The sequence below is a fragment of the Xanthomonas sp. NCPPB 2632 genome, assembly GCF_041228075.2.
Taxonomy (GTDB): domain Bacteria; phylum Pseudomonadota; class Gammaproteobacteria; order Xanthomonadales; family Rhodanobacteraceae; genus Luteibacter.
Genome location: NZ_CM192979.1, coordinates 1,418,385 through 1,435,997 on the forward strand (window position 1 = coordinate 1,418,385; position 17,613 = coordinate 1,435,997).

Sequence of the window (17,613 nt, forward strand, 5' to 3'; positions counted from 1 at the left end):
CGAGGGTGGCACCCGCCGGCTCTTTCCAACGGTGAGGTTGCGTGTGGGAAGAGCCAAGAGCTGGGTTTCGCTTCGTTGCTGGGAACGCTCGCTTGCCTGGTGTGCATGGCATCGGTCGCCTTAGATACGTTGAGGGTTCGCGCACGTGCGTGCGCTCCTACCCCCAAGCCGGCAGATCACGCGTTGGATATGCAACAACCTGCCTACCCTTGGGGTAGGAGCCCACGATGTGGGCGAAAAGCCAACGAAGCGGCGACGCCATACCCCGCACGTCTGCGGACGCTCGCGTCACAACCTGCCTCAGTCTTCGGAAGAGCCGGCGGGTCGCCCCCTCGGTGCCGGTAGCCGCAGGCGAGGGATTTGCACAGATCAGGCCCGCAGGGGGCCGGCCAGGACGGCCGGCCGTTCTCGCGAGACAGGATGTCGAGTCGAGAACCCCTGTGCGAAGCCCGACCCGGGCCCGAAGGGCCATAAGAATACGGCCGCGCCAGCGGCCCTTCCTTAGCGGGTCGCCGTAGGCGTGGCACCGAGGGGGCGACCCGCCGGCTCTTGCTCCAACGCCGCTAACGCAACAAAAAAAGGCCCCGTTTCCGGGGCCTCTTCACATCGATCAGGAATCGCGTTTCTTGCGTGGCGGCTTGCCACCGCTGGGTCCACCGCTGGGGCGGTTGCCCGACGGGCGGAAGTTGCCGCGCGACGGCGGACGCGATGCGCCGCCCGGGCCACCGGCACCGGCGCCACCGCTGCTGCTCTGTGGCGATTCCTTGCCGTCCCACTCGGCGATCTTCAGCTGCTGCTGAGCCACCCACACCTTCTTGAGGTGAGTGAAGGTCTCAGCGGGCATGCCGTCCGGCAGGTCGATCAGGCTGTAATCGTCGCGGATGCTCACGCGGCCGATGAACTTCGCTTCCACGCCGCCCTCGTTGGCAATGGCGCCGACGATGTTGCCGGGCTTCACACCGTGCTCGTGGCCCACTTCGATGCGATACGTGCGCTTGCCCGCTTCCGTGGTGTGCGGACGCGGCTGGCGCATACCCTCGCGGACCGGGCGCCGGTCGCTGAAGTCACCGCCACCACTTTCACGCGGACCGCGATCGCGGTCGAAGTCTCGCTGCGGACGCTCGCGATCGAAATCACGCGGCGGGCGCTCGGTGTACTCGCGCTTGGCCGGCGGCTCGAGCAACAGCGGCTGGTCGCCCTGGGCGATCTTGGCCAGCGCGGCGGCGATCTCGATCGCCGGCACGTTGTGCTCCTGCTCGAACTTCTCGACCATCTGCTGGAAGAAGCCGAGGTCGCCCGTCGCCAGCGTGTCGGAGATCTTCTGGTTGAACTTGTTGACGCGCGTGTCGTTCACCGCCTCGATGGTCGGCAGCTGCATCTGCTCGATCGGCTGGCGCGTGGCGCGCTCGATCTGGCGGAGCAGGTTCTTCTCGCGCGGCGTCACGAACAGGATCGCCTCGCCGCTGCGACCGGCACGACCGGTGCGGCCGATGCGGTGCACGTACGACTCGGTGTCGTGCGGGATGTCGTAGTTCAGCACGTGGCTGATCCGTTCGACATCGAGGCCGCGCGCGGCGACGTCAGTGGCGATGAGGATATCGAGCTTGCCGGTCTTCAGCTGGTCGATCACGCGCTCACGCTGGGCCTGCGCGATGTCGCCGTTGATCGCCGCGGCGGCGAAACCGCGCGCCTGCAGCTTGCTGGCGAGTTCTTCCGTCGCCGACTTGGTGCGGGCGAAGACGATCATGGCGTCGAAGCTCTCGGCCTCGAGGATGCGGGTGAGCGCGTCCAGCTTGTGCACGCCGCTGACCCACCAGTAACGCTGGCGGATGTTGGCCGCAGTGGTGGTCTTGTTCTTGATCGTGACTTCGACCGGGTCTTTCAGGTAGGTCTGCGCGATGCGGCGGATGGGCGCCGGCATGGTCGCGGAGAACAGCGCCACCTGGCGACCTTCCGGCGTGGCCTGCAGGAGCTTTTCGACATCGTCGATGAAGCCCATGCGGAGCATTTCGTCGGCTTCGTCCAGCACCAGGAAGCGCAGCGCGGAAAGATCCAGCGTGCCCTTGTCGAGGTGGTCGATGACACGCCCGGGCGTACCGACCAGGACCTGGGCGCCGCGTTTCAGGCCCTGCAGCTGCGGGCCGTAGCTCTGACCGCCGTAGATCGGCAGCACCTGGAAGCCGGGCAGGTAGGTAGCGTACTTCTGGAACGCCTCGGCCACCTGGATGGCCAACTCGCGCGTGGGGGCGAGCACCAGCGCCTGCGGCTTGTTTCCGGCGCGCAGGTCCAGGCGCGACAGCACGGGCAGCGCGAACGCGGCCGTCTTGCCGGTGCCGGTCTGTGCCTGGCCGATGACATCGCGGCCTTCGAGCAGGGCCGGGATGGTGGCGGCCTGGATGGGAGAGGGGGTCTCGTAACCTACCTCGGTCAGCGCGCGCACGACGTTGGCGTCGAGAGCGAGCGCGCTGAAACCGGGCAGGGCCGGAGCGTTGTCTGTTTCGGGGGATGACATGGCGACCTCGAAGAGGGGGCGCGACGGCGACATTCGCGCGCCGGCAGTAGCGTTATTGTAGCAGCGATGGACGCTGTTCGTTGTGGTATGTGGCCACTTGTCACGCCAGCGTTACACTTCCCGGTCAGCTTTCAGATAGGAGAAGGGCATGTCGGCAGTCGAAACGGTGTCCGAACAGCGGTGCTTCGGTGGCGTCCAGGGCTTCTATTCCCACATATCCGACGCATGCGGCGGCCCCATGCGCTTCGCCGTCTACCTGCCTCCCGCCGCCGAACACGGGCCGGTGCCGGTCCTGTACTTTCTTGCGGGGCTGACCTGCACGGCGGAAACGTTTACTACCAAGGCCGGTGCGCAGCGCGTGGCCGCGGAACTGGGCATCGCGCTGGTCATGCCCGATACCAGCCCGCGTGAGACGGGTCTGCCCGGTGCCACCGGCGACTGGGAGTTCGGTGAGGGCGCGGGCTTCTATCTCGACGCTACCGAAGAGCCGTGGGCCTCGCGGTTCCGCATGTATACCTACGTGGTGGATGAGCTGCCGCGCGTGCTTTCGGAGCGGTTCGCCCTGGACATGGGCCGTCAGGGCATCTTCGGCCACTCGATGGGCGGGCATGGTGCATTGACCGTCGCACTGCGCAATCCCGGGCGCTATCGCTCCGTCTCCGCCTTCGCGCCGATCGTCGCGCCGGCCAGTGTGCCGTGGGGCGAGAAGGCGTTTCCGCGCTACCTCGGCAACGATCGCAAGGCCTGGGCGAAATACGACGCCACGGCACTGGTTGCCGCGGGTGCGCACTTCGACGGCCGGATACTGATCGACCAGGGCGAGGCCGATGGCTTCCTGGTCGGCCAGTTGCAGCCGCAGCGTTTCGAAGCCGCGTGCGAGGACGCGCGCCAGAAGCTCGAACTGCGCATGCACCCCGGTTACGACCATAGTTACTACTTCATCCAGAGCTTCGTCGAAGATCACCTGCGTCACCACGCGAAAGCCTTGTCCGCATGAACGAGCCGATCCGGATGCGCACCGCGCGCACGGTGATCCGATTGCTCGACGTGGAGGACGCCGCGTTATTGCGCACCTATCGCGCGGAAAATCGCGAACACCTGGCGCCGTGGGAACCGTTGCGCAGCGATTCGCACTACACGCTGGACGCGTGCCGTGCCGCCATCGAGGCCGGCGGGGAAGCGGCGCGTGCCGACCGCGGGTATCCGTTCGCGATACTCACGCCGGATGCGTCCGACATGATCGGCAGCTTCACCTTCGCCAATGTGGTGCGTGGCGTGTTCCAGGCCTGTCACCTCGGTTACGGCATCGCGCGGAAATACGAGGGGCAGGGGCTGATGTTCGAAGCGCTGGACGCGGCGGTCCGCTACGGGTTCGGCCCTCTGGACTTCCATCGCATCATGGCCAACCACATGCCGCGCAACGAGCGCAGCGGCCGACTGCTGGCGCGGCTGGGCTTCGAGAAGGAAGGTTACGCGCGGCGCTACCTGAAGATCGACGGCGTGTGGGAGGACCATGTCCTCACCGCCAGGATACGTAGCCAGGGCTGACGACACCCCTGAAGCGCGATGGGCCGCCCGGGCGAGTTGCCCGGGCGGCCCATCGATCACGCCGCAGCGTGGCAGCGATGCTTATGCGTTGCTGCTGGCCGGACGGCCACCGCGACCCTGGCGACGACGCTTGTGGTTGCCGGTGTTTTCACCGGTACCGGCAGGCGAGTGCCCATGCGGGCGATGCGACGACGGGCGACCGCCACCGTTGCCGCCACCGGCGCCCTGGCGCGACTGGCCGTTGCCGCTTGCGGCACGACCCTGGCCACCGCCACCGGAGCCCGGTGCGCGCGGCTGGCGCTGCTGGCCGCCACCCTGCTTCGGACGCGGTGCACCGGCATCCAGGCGCAGCGGGGTGCTGGGCTCGTAACCGGCCACGTTGACGATTTCCAGGTCGGACTTGAGCAGGCGACCGATATCGCGCAGCAGGCCGGATTCGTCATGGCTGACCAGCGAAATGGCCTCGCCCGTGGAGCCGGCGCGGCCGGTACGACCGATGCGGTGCACGTAGTCTTCCGCGACCATGGGCAGGTCGAAGTTGATCACCACCGGCAGCTGGTCGATGTCGATACCGCGTGCGGCGATGTCCGTGGCGACCAGCACGGTGATGCGGTTGGTCTTGAAGTCGGACAGCGCGCGGGTGCGGGCGTTCTGGCTCTTGTTGCCGTGGATGGCTGCCGACTTGATGCCCGACTGCTCCAGGTGGCGCACGAGCTTGTCGGCGCCGTGCTTGGTGCGGCTGAACACCAGGGTCTGGCGGCGGCTGTCCTGCGACAGGATGTGCAGCAGCAGGTCGCGCTTCTTGGCGGCGTCCACCGGATGCACGCGGTGCGTCACGGTGTTGGCGACGGTGTTGGCCGGTTCGGTGGAGATCTCGCGCGGGTTGCGCATGAACTGCTGGGCCAGGGCCTTGATCTCGGGCGCGAACGTGGCCGAGAACAGCAGCGTCTGGCGCTCCTTCGGCACGGCGGCCAGGATGCGCTTCAACGCGGGCAGGAAGCCCATGTCGAGCATGCGGTCGGCCTCGTCCAGCACCAGCACGTCGACCTTGGACAGGTTCACAGAACGCTGCTGCATGTGGTCGAGCAGGCGGCCCGGCGTGGCCACCACGATGTCGACGCCGCGACGCAGCGCGTGCAGCTGGTTGCCCATGCCGACGCCGCCGAAGATGACGGTGCTGGACAGGGGCAGGTACTTGCCGTAGTCGCGCAGGTTGTCCTGCACCTGGGCGGCCAGCTCACGGGTGGGGGTGAGGATCAGTGCACGGATGGGGCGGGCCTTCTCGCCGCGCACTTCATTGGCGATGCGCTGCAGCAAGGGAAGGGCGAACGCGGCGGTCTTGCCGGTGCCGGTCTGCGCGGCGGCCATGAGGTCGTGGCCGGCGATGACCTGCGGGATGGCGGCGGCCTGGATCGGCGTCGGTTTTTCGTAGCCGGCTTCGGAAAGGGCACGCAGCAACGCGGGCGCAAGGCCCAGCGAATCAAAAGACATGGGGTGGAGCTCCTGCTTGACTCGAGCGTTCCCTGGAACCGCGCTACGAGTTATGGATTGGCGGCCGCTAACCATGACGAAGACAGCAGGCTGGCCGGTGTCGAGCGCGCTTCCGGGGGTGGGGGAACGGGCGGGAGAAAACTCCGCGCCGGGGGTCCGCAAGGGAGTCGGAGCGCTTCTCGACCGGGTGAGTATACCTTATTGCGACGCACAATGGGCGTCGCCCGGGTCAACCCTGGCGGGAGGCCGTCATCAGGTAGCTGTTGTAGGGCGTGCGGCCGAACAGCGGGCGGAAATCGACACGGATGCCGCGGGGCTCCAGCACGTCGCGGATATCCGATTCCGTCGGGAAATACTGCGCGCCGCCGGGAATCCAGCCGACCGCATGGATGAACTTTTCTTCCAGCACCGTGGCCCGGTAGCGCCAGGTGCCGTCGCGGATGACGTTGCGCAGGATCAGCACGCCGTCGTCGGCCAGGTGATCCACGGCAAAGCCGAGCAGGTCGACCTGACGGTCGCGGGGCAGGTAGTGCAGCACGTCCAGCATGGCCACGTGCCCGCGCAGCGACTGGCTGGCCGTGGCGTCCGCCTCGTGCAGCGCGATGCTCGCACTCAGTCCGGCTCGCTCCGCGGCTTCGCGGCCGTTGGCGATCTTGCGTGGGTCGTGGTCGATGCCGACGTAACCTTCGAGCACATCGCACGCGTGCAGGTAGTGCCCCAGCAGGCCCAGCCCGCAGCCGATATCCAGCAACGGCAGCGGCCGACCGCGAATCGCCTGCGCGGCGGCGGCGTATACCGGATCGCTGGCCAGCTTGCCGTGGATGTAGATACGGTCGCCGTAGCGGCTGAAGCGCGAGGCGATGCGGCGGCGGGTCCGGGTGTCGGGATGCATGGCGTCTCCGTCCGTGAAAAAAGACGCCGGGCACGCGAGGTGCCCGGCGGGAAGCGCTAGTGCTGGGGCGTCGGGCTCTTGCTCATGTAGGCCTCGTACTCGCTCTTGTCCACCTTGCCGTCATGGTTGGTGTCGGCCTCCTGGATATGGGCGCGCAGGGTCTTGAGGGCTTCGACATCCTTGGGCATGTCCTTGCGCGTGATGTAGCCCTTGCCGTCCTTGTCCAGGTCGCTGAAGGCCGGAGCCGCATGGGCGTCGTCGCCGGTTTGCGGTGCGGTTGCGGGATGCGCGGAAACGGCGCCGGCGGCCAGGGCCGTGACCAGGCCGATCGAAACGATGAAACGCGAGTGCTTCATGAATCCCTCCGTCGATGATGCATCGAGACCGATGCGGGCTGTGGACGATGCCCCGGCGCATGTGCAGGTCGTGTACTTCACCGGTAAACCATCGGTTCCGTCCCGCGCCTCGCACCCAGGTCATCGCTTCCAGTCTAGCGGGCAGGACGCCGGCCTGCCTGTCGATCCGGTGCGCTGTGCTAGCCTCGGCGCCGCCCCGGAGTCTTGAGGAAATTCTGATGCCACTTCCCGCCGCGTTGCGCGAACTGGACGCCACCCAGCGCCATACGGTGCTGGCCAGTTTCCTCGGCTGGACCCTGGACGCCTTCGACTACTTCCTGCTGACCTTCGTGATCCTGGCCGTGGCGCACGAGTTCAATGTGCCCAAGCAGGAGGTCACCTACGGCCTGTTCCTTACGCTGGCCGCCCGGCCCATCGGTGCGCTGGTCTTCGGCCGGCTCGCGGACCGCTACGGTCGTCGCCCCGTACTGATGTTCGACATAGTGCTGTTTTCGGTGCTGGAGGTGGCTTGCGCCTTCGCGCCCAGCCTCGGCGTCCTGCTGGGCCTGCGCTTCCTGTTCGGCATCGCCATGGGCGGGGAGTGGGGCATCGGCGCGTCGCTGGCCATGGAGTCCATCCCGGCGCGCTCGCGAGGCCTCGTCTCGGGCCTGTTGCAGAGCGGTTATCCCTGCGGTTTCTTCCTCGCGGCGCTGGTCAACTGGCTGCTGGTCGATCACATCGGCTGGCGCGGCCTGTTCATTGTGGGCGCGCTGCCGGCATTCCTCGTGTTGTATATCCGCCGCAAGGTGCCCGAATCCCCGGTGTGGGAGGGACGCCGGTCGCAGGCGCGCGAGGGTGTCTTCGCCTCCATGCGCGGGCACTGGAAGCTGTTCGTCTATCTCATGCTGCTGATGGCGGCGTTCAACATGTTCAGCCACGGCTCGCAGGACATGTACCCCACGTTCGTGCAGGAGACGCTGAAGATTCCCGCCGGCTCGGGTACCGCCTTCCTGCTCACCGCGCTGCTCAATTTAGGCGCCCTGGTGGGCGGCCTCACCTTCGGTTCGTTGTCGGAGCGGATCGGCCGGCGGCGGGCGATCATCATCGCGGCGGTGCTGGCGCTCCCGGTGATTCCGTTGTGGACCTACGGCGGCTCGTTGCTGCTGCTGGGCCTGGGCGCCTTCCTGATCCAGGTGATGGTCCAGGGGGCCTGGGGCGTGGTACCCACCCACCTCAACGAACTGTCGCCCGATGCCGTTCGTGGCACCCTGCCGGGCTTCGCCTACCAGATGGGCAACCTGCTGGCCGCCATCACCGCGACCGCGCAGACCTGGCTGGCGGGGCAGCGGGGCGGCGACTTCGCTTTCGCCATGTCCACCTGGATCGCCGTGGTGGCCGTGTTGCTGGCCCTGCTGACCTGGCTGGGCCCCGAGGCACGGGGCGTCGGCTTCGGCGGGAAGGGCGGGCCGCGTGACGACGGCCGTCCCGGTCGGTAAACTGCCGCGTTTTCCTCCGGTAGAAACCAACATGCAGGCTGGCAAGGACAAGGTCATCTCGTTCCACTACACGCTTACCGTCGACGGCGAGAAGGTCGAAAGCTCGATCGAGGGCGGCGAGCCGTTGTGGATCCTGCTGGGCCATGGCCAGCTGATCCCGGGCCTGGAAGCCGGGCTCGAGGGCAAGTCGGAAGGCGACGCGTTCGACGTCGAGATCGCGCCGGAAGACGGCTACGGCCCGCGCCAGGAAGGCATGACCCAGCGCGTGCCCAAGAAGTATTTCCCGAAGCAGGGCAAGGGCCTGGCCGTCGGCGATTCCACCGTGCTGTCGCTGAAGGAAGGCGGCAACCGCGTGGTGGTGGTGCAGAAGATCGGCTCCAGCGTGGTCGATGTGGACCTCAACCACCCCATGGCCGGCAAGCGCCTGACCTTCCACGTCGATGTGCAGACCGTGCGCGACGCGACGGAAGAAGAAATCACCCACGGCCACGCGCACCCCAAGGGTGACGGCGAGCACTGAGCCCCGGGGCACAGGCATAAAAAACGGCGCCCCATGGGGCGCCGTTCTGTTTTCCGGCGATCAAGTCGCCGGGCTGACGCTTACGCCAGCGGCTTGCCGTTGACCGACACGTCCACGTCGACATTGCCACGGGTGGCGTGCGAATAGGGGCAGACATCTTCGTGCGCGGTCTTGACGATCTCTTGGGCCACGGCGTCGTCGACGCCCGGCAGGGTTACCTCGAGCTTGACCTGCACGGCAAAGCCGGAGCCTTCGCGCGGGCCGATACCGACACTGCTGGCGACCGAGGCATCGTCCACCTTGACCTTCTTCTGGCCGGCGACGAAGCGCACGGCGCCTTCGAAGCATGCGGCATAACCGGCGGCGAAAAGCTGCTCGGGGTTGCTGCCGCCGCCGTTGCCGCCCATTTCCTTCGGCAGGCGCAGGTCGAGCTTGATCAGGCCGTCGTCGCTTTCAACGTGGCCTTCGCGGCCGCCGGCGACTTTGGCGTGGGCGGTGTAGACGATCTTCTGCACTTTCGAGAGGTTGCTCATGGCGTTGTCCTTTGACGTGTCAGGGAAGCGAAGGCCGGGCGGGCCGACCACGAGGGTTATAAGAGCACACAATTAAATCGCACACAATTCAATTGGCGTGATGATGCGATGTCCGTTGCGTTTCGTTCAGTTGAGGACGCGCCGTCCGTAGACGAAATTCTGTTTCCAGTACGAACCGTCCAGGTCGTCCAGGCGCACGGTGCCGCCGGAGTTGGGCGCATGCACGAAGCGGCCCTTGCCGACATACACGCCGACGTGGGTCACGTGGCCGCGACCGAAGAACACCAGGTCGCCACTGGCCAGGCTGGATTCGTCGACCTTGGGCTTGTCCAGCGCGGCCATCTCCTGCGAGGTGCGGGGCAAGCGTAGCCCCGTCGATGTCAGGTAGATGTAATTGATCAGGCCGCTGCAATCGAAACCGCCCTGCGGGGTGTTGCCGCCCCAGCGGTAGGGCGTGCCGACCAGCCCGATGGCACGGAACAGCACATCGTTGGCGGCGTCGGCGGGTGGCGCATCCGCGGCTCGCGTCGACCACTCCAGGTTCTTCGCCAGCGGCACGGCCGATGCGGGATTGCGTTGCTGCGAGGAGGACCGCTTGGGCGGGGCGCTGCTGCAGGCGGCGATCAGGCTCATGCCCACGGCTAGCGTCAGCCGCCCGAACAGGCGCCACGGACGACAGGATGAGGGCAAGGCAGGCACCACGGATCGTTCCCCTGAGAGAATAGGCGGTCATGAGGTTAACAAATCAAGGGGTTGCACGGAATACCTGCCAAACCGCACGAATTTATCTCGCGGACAGGCTGGCGCTCATTCGCGATCTTCACCGGTGGCTGGCTAGCCTCCGGGTTTGACCTGATGGAGTGCCGTATGACCGTGGAAGCCTTCGACCTCATCGTCATCGGCGGCGGCTCGGGAGGCCTTGCGGCGGCCATCCGGGCGGGGAAACACGGTGCCCGGGTGGCATTGGTGGAGCCGGCCGACCTGGGCGGCACCTGCGTCAACGCCGGCTGCGTGCCGAAGAAGGCGATGTGGTTCGCGGCGCAGATGGCCGAGGCGCAGTACATCGCGGTGGACTACGGTTTCCACGAAACGCCGGGCCGCCTGGACTGGCCGCGTTTCATCGACCGGCGCAACGCCTACATCGAGCGTATCCATGGCAGTTACCGGCAGTCGCTGGACAAGGCGCACGTCACCCTGGTGCACGAGCGCGGCCGCTTTCTTGCCGCGGACCGCATCCTGGCCGGCGAGCGCGAACTCACGGCGCCGCACATCGTCATCGCCACGGGTTCCACGCCGAACACGCTGGACAAGCCCGGCTTCGATCGCGGCGTCACGTCGGACGGTTTCTTCCGCCTGCGGGAAAGCCCGAAGCGCACGGCCATCGTCGGCGGCGGTTACATCGCCGTGGAACTGGCCGGCGTGCTTCGCGCCCTGGGCAGCGAGGTGGACCTGTATGTCCGCGGCCGCCTGATGAGCGACTTCGACGAGGAGATGTCCTACCAGCTGGGCGAGGAGATGCAGAAGCACGGCATCGGCATTCACTACACGTGCCAGATCGACGCGGTGCACGAAAAGGACGGCGTGCTGATGCTGGACTGCGACCAGGGCAGCCACCCCGGGCCGTACGACCTGCTGATATGGGCCGTCGGCCGTCATGCGAATACCCATTCGCTCGACATCGACCGTATCGGCGTGCACACGGACGATCAGGGCCACATCGAGGTGGACGACTTCCAGAACACATCCATACCCGGCGTGTATGCGGTGGGCGACGTGACCCAGCGGCTGGCGCTGACACCGGTGGCCGTCTCGGCGGGGCGCAAGCTGGCCGACCGCCTGTTCGGCGGCAAACCGAACGCGCGGCTGGATTACCGCAACGTGCCCAGCGTGGTCTTCTCGCATCCGCCGCTCGGCACCATCGGCATGTCCGAGCAGCAGGCCCGCGCGGCGTACGGCGACGACGTGCAGCTGTACAAGCAGTCGTTCGTGCCCATGCAGCTGGCGCTGGCGCAGCGCCCGATGATGGTGCGATTCAAGCTGATCTGCGTGGGCGAGGATGCCCGTATCGTCGGCCTGCAGATGCTCGGCCCGGGCGTCGACGAAATCCTCCAGGGCTTTGCCGTGGCGATCAAGATGGGCGCGACCAAGGACGACTTCGACGCCACCCTGGCCATCCATCCCACGTCGGCGGAAGAGATGGTAACCATGGGTGACCGCGTACCCGGTTGAGCGTTTACACTGGCCCCATGATTCCGTACACCCTGCATCGCGGCAACGCGCCGCTCCTGATCAGCCTGCCGCACAACGGCAGCGCCATTCCCGACGACATCGGTGCGCGGATGAAGCGCCGCGCCCGACGATCGGTGGACACGGACTGGCACGTGGCCGAGTTGTACGACTTCGCCCGAAACATGGGCGCGAGCATCATCAAGCCGTTCGCCTCGCGTTATGTGGTGGACCTCAACCGGCCGTCGGATGGGCACGCCCTTTATCCGGGCCAGACCGAAACCGGGCTGGCGCCGTTGGTGATGTTCGACGGCAGCCCGATCTACCGGCCGGGTGCGGAGCCGGATGCCGCGGAAATCGCGGATCGCGTCACCCGCTGGTGGAAGCCTTACCACCAGGCCCTGGGCGACGAGATCGCCCGGCTGCGCAAGCAGTTCGGGCGCGTGGTGCTGTGGGAAGGGCACTCCATTCGCAGCGAGGTGCCGATGCTGTTCGAGGGCCGCCTGCCGGATTTCAACCTGGGCACGGCGGACGGCGCCAGTTGCTCGCCCGCGTTGCAGCAACGCGTGGTCGAGTTGCTGCAGGCGCAGGACGAGTACAGCTTCGCGGTCAACGGACGCTTCAAGGGCGGCCATATCACGCGTCACTACGGGCGTCCGGACAAGGGTATCGATGCGATCCAGCTGGAGCTCGCGCAGATCAACTACATGGACGAAGACTCGTTCGAATACCTTCCGCGCAAGGCCGCCGGCGTGCAGACGCTGATCGGCGACATGCTCGAGGCCTGCCTCAGCTGACCGCGGCCGCCACACACTTGAGTTCGATGGCGATAGGGGTGGGCAGCGCGTTCACCTCCACGGTGGTCCGGCAGGCGTCCACGCCGGCGAACGCTTCCGCGTAGAGCCGGTTGTACGTGGCGAAGTCGTCGGCCATGTGGGTGAGGTACACCGTGACGTCCACCAGGTCCTCGAAGCGGGCACCGCTGGCCTCGAGCACGGCGCGCACGTTGGCGAACACCTGGCGGCACTGCGCTTCGATGTCGTAGTGGAGTAGCCGTCCGTCGGCATCCATGACGTTGCCCGGGATGCTGTTGTCGTCGGGCCGGCGCGGGCCGATGCCGGAGAGGAACAGCAGGGGCCCCACGCGCCGTGCATGCGGGTAGGCGCCCACCGGTTCCGGTGCGTTCGCGGTATGGATGACCTCAGTGCCCATGGTCGATGCAGACATTCCTGGCCTCGGTGAAAAAACGCATGGCTTCCACGCCGCCCTCGCGGCCCATGCCGGATTGCCGGGTGCCACCGAATGGCGTGCGCAGGTCGCGCAGCATCCAGCAGTTCACCCAGACGATGCCGACATCCAGCCGGGCGGCGACACGATGGGCGCGCGATACGTCGCGGGTCCACACCGAGGCGGCCAGGCCGTAGGGCGTGCCGTTGGCGATCGCCAACGCCTCTTCTTCCGTGTCGAACGGCAGCAGCGTCACTACCGGGCCGAAGATCTCCTCCTGGTTGGCGGCCGCGTCGGCAGGCAATCCTTCGATGACGGTGGGAGCGATGAACCAGCCCGCGGCGCAGCGGCCGGCCATGGCAACGCGATCGCCGCCGCACAGCACCTGCCCGCCATCGGCCCGGGCGCGCTCGATGCACGCCATGACCTTATCGAAATGCGCGCGAGAGACGAGTGCGCCCAGGTCGCTGGTGTCATCCGCGGGGTCGCCGACACGCAGGGCCTGGACGCGATCGAGGTAGGCCGCACGGAAACGTTCGTAGATGCCCCGCTGCACCAGCAGGCGCGAACCGCAGAGGCAGATCTCGCCCTGGTTGGCGAACCCGGAACGCACCAGCGTGGCCATGGCCGCGTCGGTGATATCGAAATCGTCGAACACCAGCGTGGCGTTCTTGCCGCCCAGTTCCAGCGACGTTTTTTTCAACCGGGCCGCCGCGGCCGTGGCGATCGCCGTGCCCGTGCGCGTGCTGCCGGTGAAGGACACCGCCTTGACCGCCTCGTGCGTGACGATGGCCTCGCCCGCGCGGGCGCCTGTGCCCTGCACGATGTTGAGCACGCCCGGCGGAAAGCCCGCCTCCGTGACCAGCATGCCCAGCAGCCACGCCGTGTAGGGCGTCACCTCCGACGGCTTGGCCACCACCGTGTTGCCGGCGGCCAGCGCTGGCGCGATCTTCCAGGTGAAGAGGTAGAGCGGCAGGTTCCAGGGGCTGATGCAGCCGACCACGCCGAGCGGCAGGCGCAGCGTGTAGTTGATGGCGCCGTGCGCCATGCCGTGCGACTCGCTGCTCCACTGCGTGGCGGCCGCGGCGAAGAAACGCAGGTTGGCGATGGCGCGGGGGATGTCCAGCGAACGGGCAAGGGCGACGGGCTTGCCGCTGTCCTGGGATTCCGCGGCGGCGAAGGTATCCAGGCGCAGCTGGACCAGGTCGGCCAGGCGGGACAGGCAGGCGGCGCGGACATCGGCCGGTGTCGCAGCCCATCCCGGTGCGGCGCGTTCGGCCGCAGCCACCGCGGCGGCGACGTCGGTGGCGTCGGAGTCCGGGCAGCTGGCGAACACGGTGCCCGTGGCGGGATCGACCACATCGAGGTAAGCCCCGCCGTGGGGTGCGCGCGATATGCCGTCGATGAAGTTGGCCAGGACGATCATGCGTGCCGTCAGTTGAGGCTGCGGGTGCGCCCGCCATCGACACTCAGGCTGACCCCGTTGACGTAGCCGGCCGCCGGGCTGGCGAGGAAGGCGATCACCGCCGCCACCTCGGCCGGATCGCCGAAGCGCGCCGCCGGGACGCTGGCCAGCAGGCCGCGTTCCACATCCTCCCGGCTGCGGCCCGCCTTGCAGCTGGCTTCGACCAGGGCTTCAAGGCGGGGCGTGCGCGTGTAACCCGGCAGCACGTTGTTGACGGTGATGCCCTCGTGCGCCACTTCCGACGACAAGGTCTTGGCCCAGCCCGCCACGGCGGCACGCACGGTGTTGGACACGCCCAGGTTGGGGATCGGTTCCTTGACCGACGTGGAGATGACATTGACCACGCGCCCGTAGCGCGCGGCACGCATGCCGGGCAGGCAGGCCCGGGTCACCACCTGCGCGGCCAGCAGGTGCTGGCGGAAGGCGGTGAGGAAGTCGTCGGGGGTGGCGCTGGAGGCCGGCCCCGGCGGCGGGCCACCGCTGTTGTTCACCACCACGTGCACGGCATGCAGGCCGACGATGCGCGCCACGGCGGTGGCCAGCGCGTCGGTATCGAGCATGTCCACGGCGATGGGCTCATGGGACTGGCCGGGCTGACCGGCGGGCAGTTCCCGGGCCAGGGCGGCCAGGGTGTCTGCCGAGCGCGACAGCAGGGTGACGCTGGCACCCAGTGCCGCCAGTTCGAAGGCGGTGGCGCGGCCTATGCCCTGCGAAGCGCCGCAGACCAGGGCGTGGCGACCGGTGAGGCGAAGATCCATGCGAACTCCCTCGGCGCAAATGGCGACAATCAGCGTTGCTTCGTCGCCCACCACTGTAACGCCATCGCCGCCAGCCAGCACGGCCAGGCCAGCCAGGGCGCGCGGCGCCACCAGGCCTGCCAGCGGTTCAGGTCGTCGTCGTTGAACAGGGCCGGGGCATCCGAGCGCAGTACGCGGCGCATGCGCAGCCAGTTGGCCATGCCGTTGGGCCGGCCGGTGTCCGCTTCGGTGATGGTTTTCCACTGGTCCGGATAACGCGCACGGAGGATGGTCGTGAAGCGCCACTGCGCGACGAAGTGCAGCACGAAGAAGGCAATGGCACCCAGCAGGAGTGCGAGATAGAGGATCACCGGGGTCTGCATGGCGGGGTCAGCTGTCCTTGTCTTTCTTCTTGGCGTCGCTGCCGAGCAGGTCGGTGGTGACCACGCTGCGGATGGTGGAGATCACACCGTTGCCCTGCGACGCCTTGGAGCAGACGGCATTGTTGATCGCCCGCTTGTAGGTGTCGTTCTGCATGCCCAGGAACAGCACGCCGTCGGGGCCGTGCGGAATCTTGAAGCTGCCGGCCGAGCTCATCTTCACCGGGGCCTCGGCCGAGAAGCTGCTGGGTGACTGCTCCCAGTAGGTCTGGTCTTTCTGCTGCTTGGCCGAGGAATACACCACCATGTAGCGGGCTTTCTCGTCCTCGACCTTGAACTTGCCGAAGGCGCCGGTGGTTTCGCTGGTCCAGCCCATGTATTCGCACAGCTGGATGTCCTCGGCGTGCAGCGGCTGGAAGGCGTCGTCCAGCAGTACCACCGTGGGCGCGAACAGGTAGCTGGAACTCAGCCAGCGGCCGTTGAGTTCCGACTTCATGGCGATGGTGTAGGGCAACTGCGCGCCCGTGGGCAGGCGGAACGCCAGGAAGTAGCTGCGGTCGCCATTGAGGTTGGCGACCGGGCTGTCCTTGGTCAGTTCGAACCGCTGCGGCTGCCAGGGCAGCATGTCCTGGTAGGACAGGTCGGCAAAGCTGCCGCAGCAGGGTGTCGCCGCGTCCAGCGTTTTGCGCGCCGCATCGATGGCCGCCGTGGTCTTCTCCGGCGGGCGGAAGTTGGGCGGCACGATGGCGCTCATCGTGTGGCAGGCGCCGAGGCCGAGGAGGGCCACGGCGATCAGCAGGGGGCGTAGGACGTTTGGGGGCATGGTCTGTATGGGAAGCTCGTCAGAACTCGGCGCTTCCTGCGGCACGGGGATAGGGGATGGCATCGCGGATGTTGGCCAGGCCGCAGACGTACACCAGCAGGCGCTCGAAACCAAGGCCGAAGCCGGCGTGCGGCACCGTGCCGTAGCGGCGCAGGTCGCGATACCAGTTGTAGACGTCCTTATCGAGGCCGAACTGGTCCATGCGGCGGTCGAGGTAATCCAGGCGCTCTTCACGCTGGGCGCCGCCGATGATCTCGCCGATGCCCGGTGCAAGGACGTCCATGGCGGCCACGGTCCTGCCGTCGTCGTTGAGCCGCATGTAGAACGCCTTGATTTCCTCGGGGTAGTTCATGACGACCACGGGACGGCCGATATGTTCCTCGGCGAGGTAACGCTCGTGCTCGGTCTGCAGGTCGATGCCCCAGGCCACCGGGTGCTCGAACTTCTTGCCGCACTTCTGCAGGATCTCGACCGCCTCGGTGTACTGGATGCGCTCGAACGGTTTGGCGATGAACGCCTCCAGCCGGGTGATGGCGTCCGGCTGCACGCGCTCGGCGAAGAAGGCCATGTCGTCCTGGCGCTCGTCCAGCACCGCCTTGAAAATGCCCTTGAGGAACAGCTCGGCCAGGTCGGCGTTGTCGTCCAGGTTGGCGAAGGCCACCTCCGGCTCGACCATCCAGAACTCCGCCAGATGGCGGGTGGTGTTCGAGTTTTCGGCGCGGAAGGTGGGCCCGAAGGTGTAGACCTTGCTCATGGCCAGGGCGTAGGCCTCGACGTTGAGCTGGCCGGACACGGTCAGGAAGGCCTCGCGACCGAAGAAATCCTTGCGCCAGTCGATGCCGCCCTTGTCGTCGCGCGGCAGGTTGGCCAGGTCCAGGGTGGACAGGCGGAACATGTCGCCGGCGCCTTCGGCATCGGACGTGGTGATGATCGGCGTGTTGATCCAGAAGAAGCCCTGTTCGGTCAGCAGCCGGTGGATCGCCGTCATCATGGTGTGGCGCACGCGGGTCACCGCGCCGAACAGGTTGGTGCGCGGGCGCAGGTGGGCCACCTCGCGCAGGAACTCCATCGAGTGCTGCTTGGGCTGGATGGGGTAGGTGAGCGGATTCTCGACGAAACCGGTGACCTCGATCCGCGTGGCCTGGATCTCGAAGGCCTGGCCCTTGCCTTGCGAGGGCACCAGCCGACCGGTGGCGATGACGCCGGCACCGGCGGAGAGGTGCTTCACCTCGGTCTCGTAGTTGGCGAGATCGGTCGTGGCGACCACCTGGATGGGCGCGAAGCAGGAGCCGTCGCTCACGTTGACGAAGGAGAGGCCACCCTTGGACTCGCGCAGGGTGCGCACCCAGCCGCGGACGGTCACCTCGTGTTCGCCTGCGGCCGTGCCGCCGGCGAGGGCCTGCTTGACGCTTACCACCGTCATCGATT

Annotated in this window: 18 protein-coding genes; 6 read left to right on the plus strand and 12 right to left on the minus strand. The window is 67.2% G+C overall.

Annotated features, from left to right (window positions below; translation table 11 throughout):
• Window positions 1-610: 610 nt before the first annotated feature.
• Entirely contained in the window at window positions 611-2,512 is a 1,902-nt protein-coding gene (locus tag AB8808_RS06355; RefSeq protein ID WP_369927714.1) for a DEAD/DEAH box helicase, read from the minus strand.
• A gap of 148 nt (window positions 2,513-2,660) precedes the next feature.
• Between AB8808_RS06355 and fghA the strand changes: the two genes are divergently transcribed.
• Together fghA and rimJ are read left to right on the plus strand one after the other, a co-directional pair.
• Complete coding sequence (gene fghA, locus AB8808_RS06360; protein ID WP_369927716.1) at window positions 2,661-3,509, plus strand: S-formylglutathione hydrolase; 849 nt, start codon at window positions 2,661-2,663, stop codon at window positions 3,507-3,509.
• Window positions 3,506-4,060 carry a ribosomal protein S5-alanine N-acetyltransferase gene (rimJ, locus tag AB8808_RS06365; RefSeq protein WP_369927718.1) on the plus strand — a complete coding sequence of 185 codons (555 nt, stop codon included), beginning with the start codon at window positions 3,506-3,508 and terminating at the stop codon, window positions 4,058-4,060. Before fghA ends, rimJ begins: the two co-directional genes overlap by 4 nt.
• An 81-nt stretch (window positions 4,061-4,141) precedes the next feature.
• On the opposite strand, the gene AB8808_RS06370 is transcribed toward rimJ, so the two are convergent.
• From AB8808_RS06370 to AB8808_RS06380, 3 genes are all read right to left on the minus strand, one after another.
• Window positions 4,142-5,551, minus strand: coding sequence for a DEAD/DEAH box helicase (locus tag AB8808_RS06370; protein ID WP_036143031.1), 1,410 nt, complete (start codon window positions 5,549-5,551; stop codon window positions 4,142-4,144).
• 229 nt (window positions 5,552-5,780) lie between these two features.
• Window positions 5,781-6,443, minus strand: a complete 663-nt coding sequence (locus AB8808_RS06375; protein ID WP_369927721.1) for a class I SAM-dependent methyltransferase — start codon at window positions 6,441-6,443, stop codon at window positions 5,781-5,783.
• Window positions 6,444-6,499: 56 nt separating this feature from the next.
• Window positions 6,500-6,799, minus strand: coding sequence for an EF-hand domain-containing protein (locus tag AB8808_RS06380; RefSeq protein ID WP_369927723.1), 300 nt, complete (start codon window positions 6,797-6,799; stop codon window positions 6,500-6,502).
• Between the two features lie 218 nt (window positions 6,800-7,017).
• Between AB8808_RS06380 and AB8808_RS06385 the strand changes: the two genes are divergently transcribed.
• Both AB8808_RS06385 and AB8808_RS06390 read left to right on the plus strand, forming a co-directional pair.
• Window positions 7,018-8,274, plus strand: coding sequence for an MFS transporter (locus AB8808_RS06385; RefSeq protein ID WP_369927725.1), 1,257 nt, complete (start codon window positions 7,018-7,020; stop codon window positions 8,272-8,274).
• Window positions 8,275-8,305: 31 nt separating this feature from the next.
• Window positions 8,306-8,794 (plus strand): FKBP-type peptidyl-prolyl cis-trans isomerase, encoded by a 489-nt coding sequence (locus AB8808_RS06390; protein ID WP_369931333.1) that lies wholly within the window; start codon window positions 8,306-8,308, stop codon window positions 8,792-8,794.
• Between the two features lie 80 nt (window positions 8,795-8,874).
• On the opposite strand, the gene AB8808_RS06395 is transcribed toward AB8808_RS06390, so the two are convergent.
• Window positions 8,875-9,327, minus strand: coding sequence for an organic hydroperoxide resistance protein (locus tag AB8808_RS06395; protein ID WP_369927727.1), 453 nt, complete (start codon window positions 9,325-9,327; stop codon window positions 8,875-8,877).
• A gap of 126 nt (window positions 9,328-9,453) precedes the next feature.
• A complete protein-coding gene (locus AB8808_RS06400; RefSeq protein ID WP_369927729.1) occupies window positions 9,454-9,960 on the minus strand; it encodes a C40 family peptidase in 507 nt (168 codons plus the stop codon).
• A 234-nt stretch (window positions 9,961-10,194) separates the two neighbouring features.
• On the opposite strand from AB8808_RS06400, the gene gorA reads away from it, so the two are divergent.
• Window positions 10,195-11,556 (plus strand): glutathione-disulfide reductase, encoded by a 1,362-nt coding sequence (gene gorA, locus AB8808_RS06405; protein WP_369927731.1) that lies wholly within the window; start codon window positions 10,195-10,197, stop codon window positions 11,554-11,556.
• 17 nt (window positions 11,557-11,573) lie between these two features.
• On the plus strand, window positions 11,574-12,350 hold the full coding sequence (gene hutG / locus AB8808_RS06410; protein WP_369927733.1) for an N-formylglutamate deformylase: 777 nt from the start codon (window positions 11,574-11,576) through the stop codon (window positions 12,348-12,350).
• Here the strand turns inward: hutG and AB8808_RS06415 are convergent.
• Genes AB8808_RS06415 through asnS form a run of 6 tightly spaced genes read right to left on the minus strand, consistent with a single transcriptional unit; the run spans window position 12,343 to window position 17,608 of the window.
• Window positions 12,343-12,765, minus strand: a complete 423-nt coding sequence (locus AB8808_RS06415) for a RidA family protein (RefSeq protein ID WP_369927735.1) — start codon at window positions 12,763-12,765, stop codon at window positions 12,343-12,345. The two genes, hutG and AB8808_RS06415, sit on opposite strands and share 8 nt — an antisense overlap.
• Window positions 12,755-14,206 (minus strand): aldehyde dehydrogenase, encoded by a 1,452-nt coding sequence (locus AB8808_RS06420; RefSeq protein WP_369927737.1) that lies wholly within the window; start codon window positions 14,204-14,206, stop codon window positions 12,755-12,757. The genes AB8808_RS06415 and AB8808_RS06420 overlap by 11 nt, the downstream gene beginning before the upstream one ends.
• Before the next feature lie 8 nt (window positions 14,207-14,214).
• The gene (locus AB8808_RS06425; RefSeq protein ID WP_369927739.1) at window positions 14,215-15,003 is read right to left on the minus strand and encodes an SDR family oxidoreductase; all 789 of its coding nucleotides are present in this window, start codon (window positions 15,001-15,003) and stop codon (window positions 14,215-14,217) included.
• Window positions 15,004-15,032: 29 nt separating this feature from the next.
• Window positions 15,033-15,365, minus strand: a complete 333-nt coding sequence (locus AB8808_RS06430; RefSeq protein WP_369927741.1) for a hypothetical protein — start codon at window positions 15,363-15,365, stop codon at window positions 15,033-15,035.
• 7 nt (window positions 15,366-15,372) lie between these two features.
• Entirely contained in the window at window positions 15,373-16,185 is an 813-nt protein-coding gene (locus AB8808_RS06435; protein ID WP_369927743.1) for a MalM family protein, read from the minus strand.
• Window positions 16,186-16,204: 19 nt separating this feature from the next.
• Window positions 16,205-17,608: an asparagine--tRNA ligase gene (asnS, locus tag AB8808_RS06440; RefSeq protein WP_369927745.1), complete on the minus strand. Its 1,404-nt coding sequence runs from the start codon at window positions 17,606-17,608 to the stop codon at window positions 16,205-16,207.
• Window positions 17,609-17,613 lie beyond the last annotated feature (5 nt).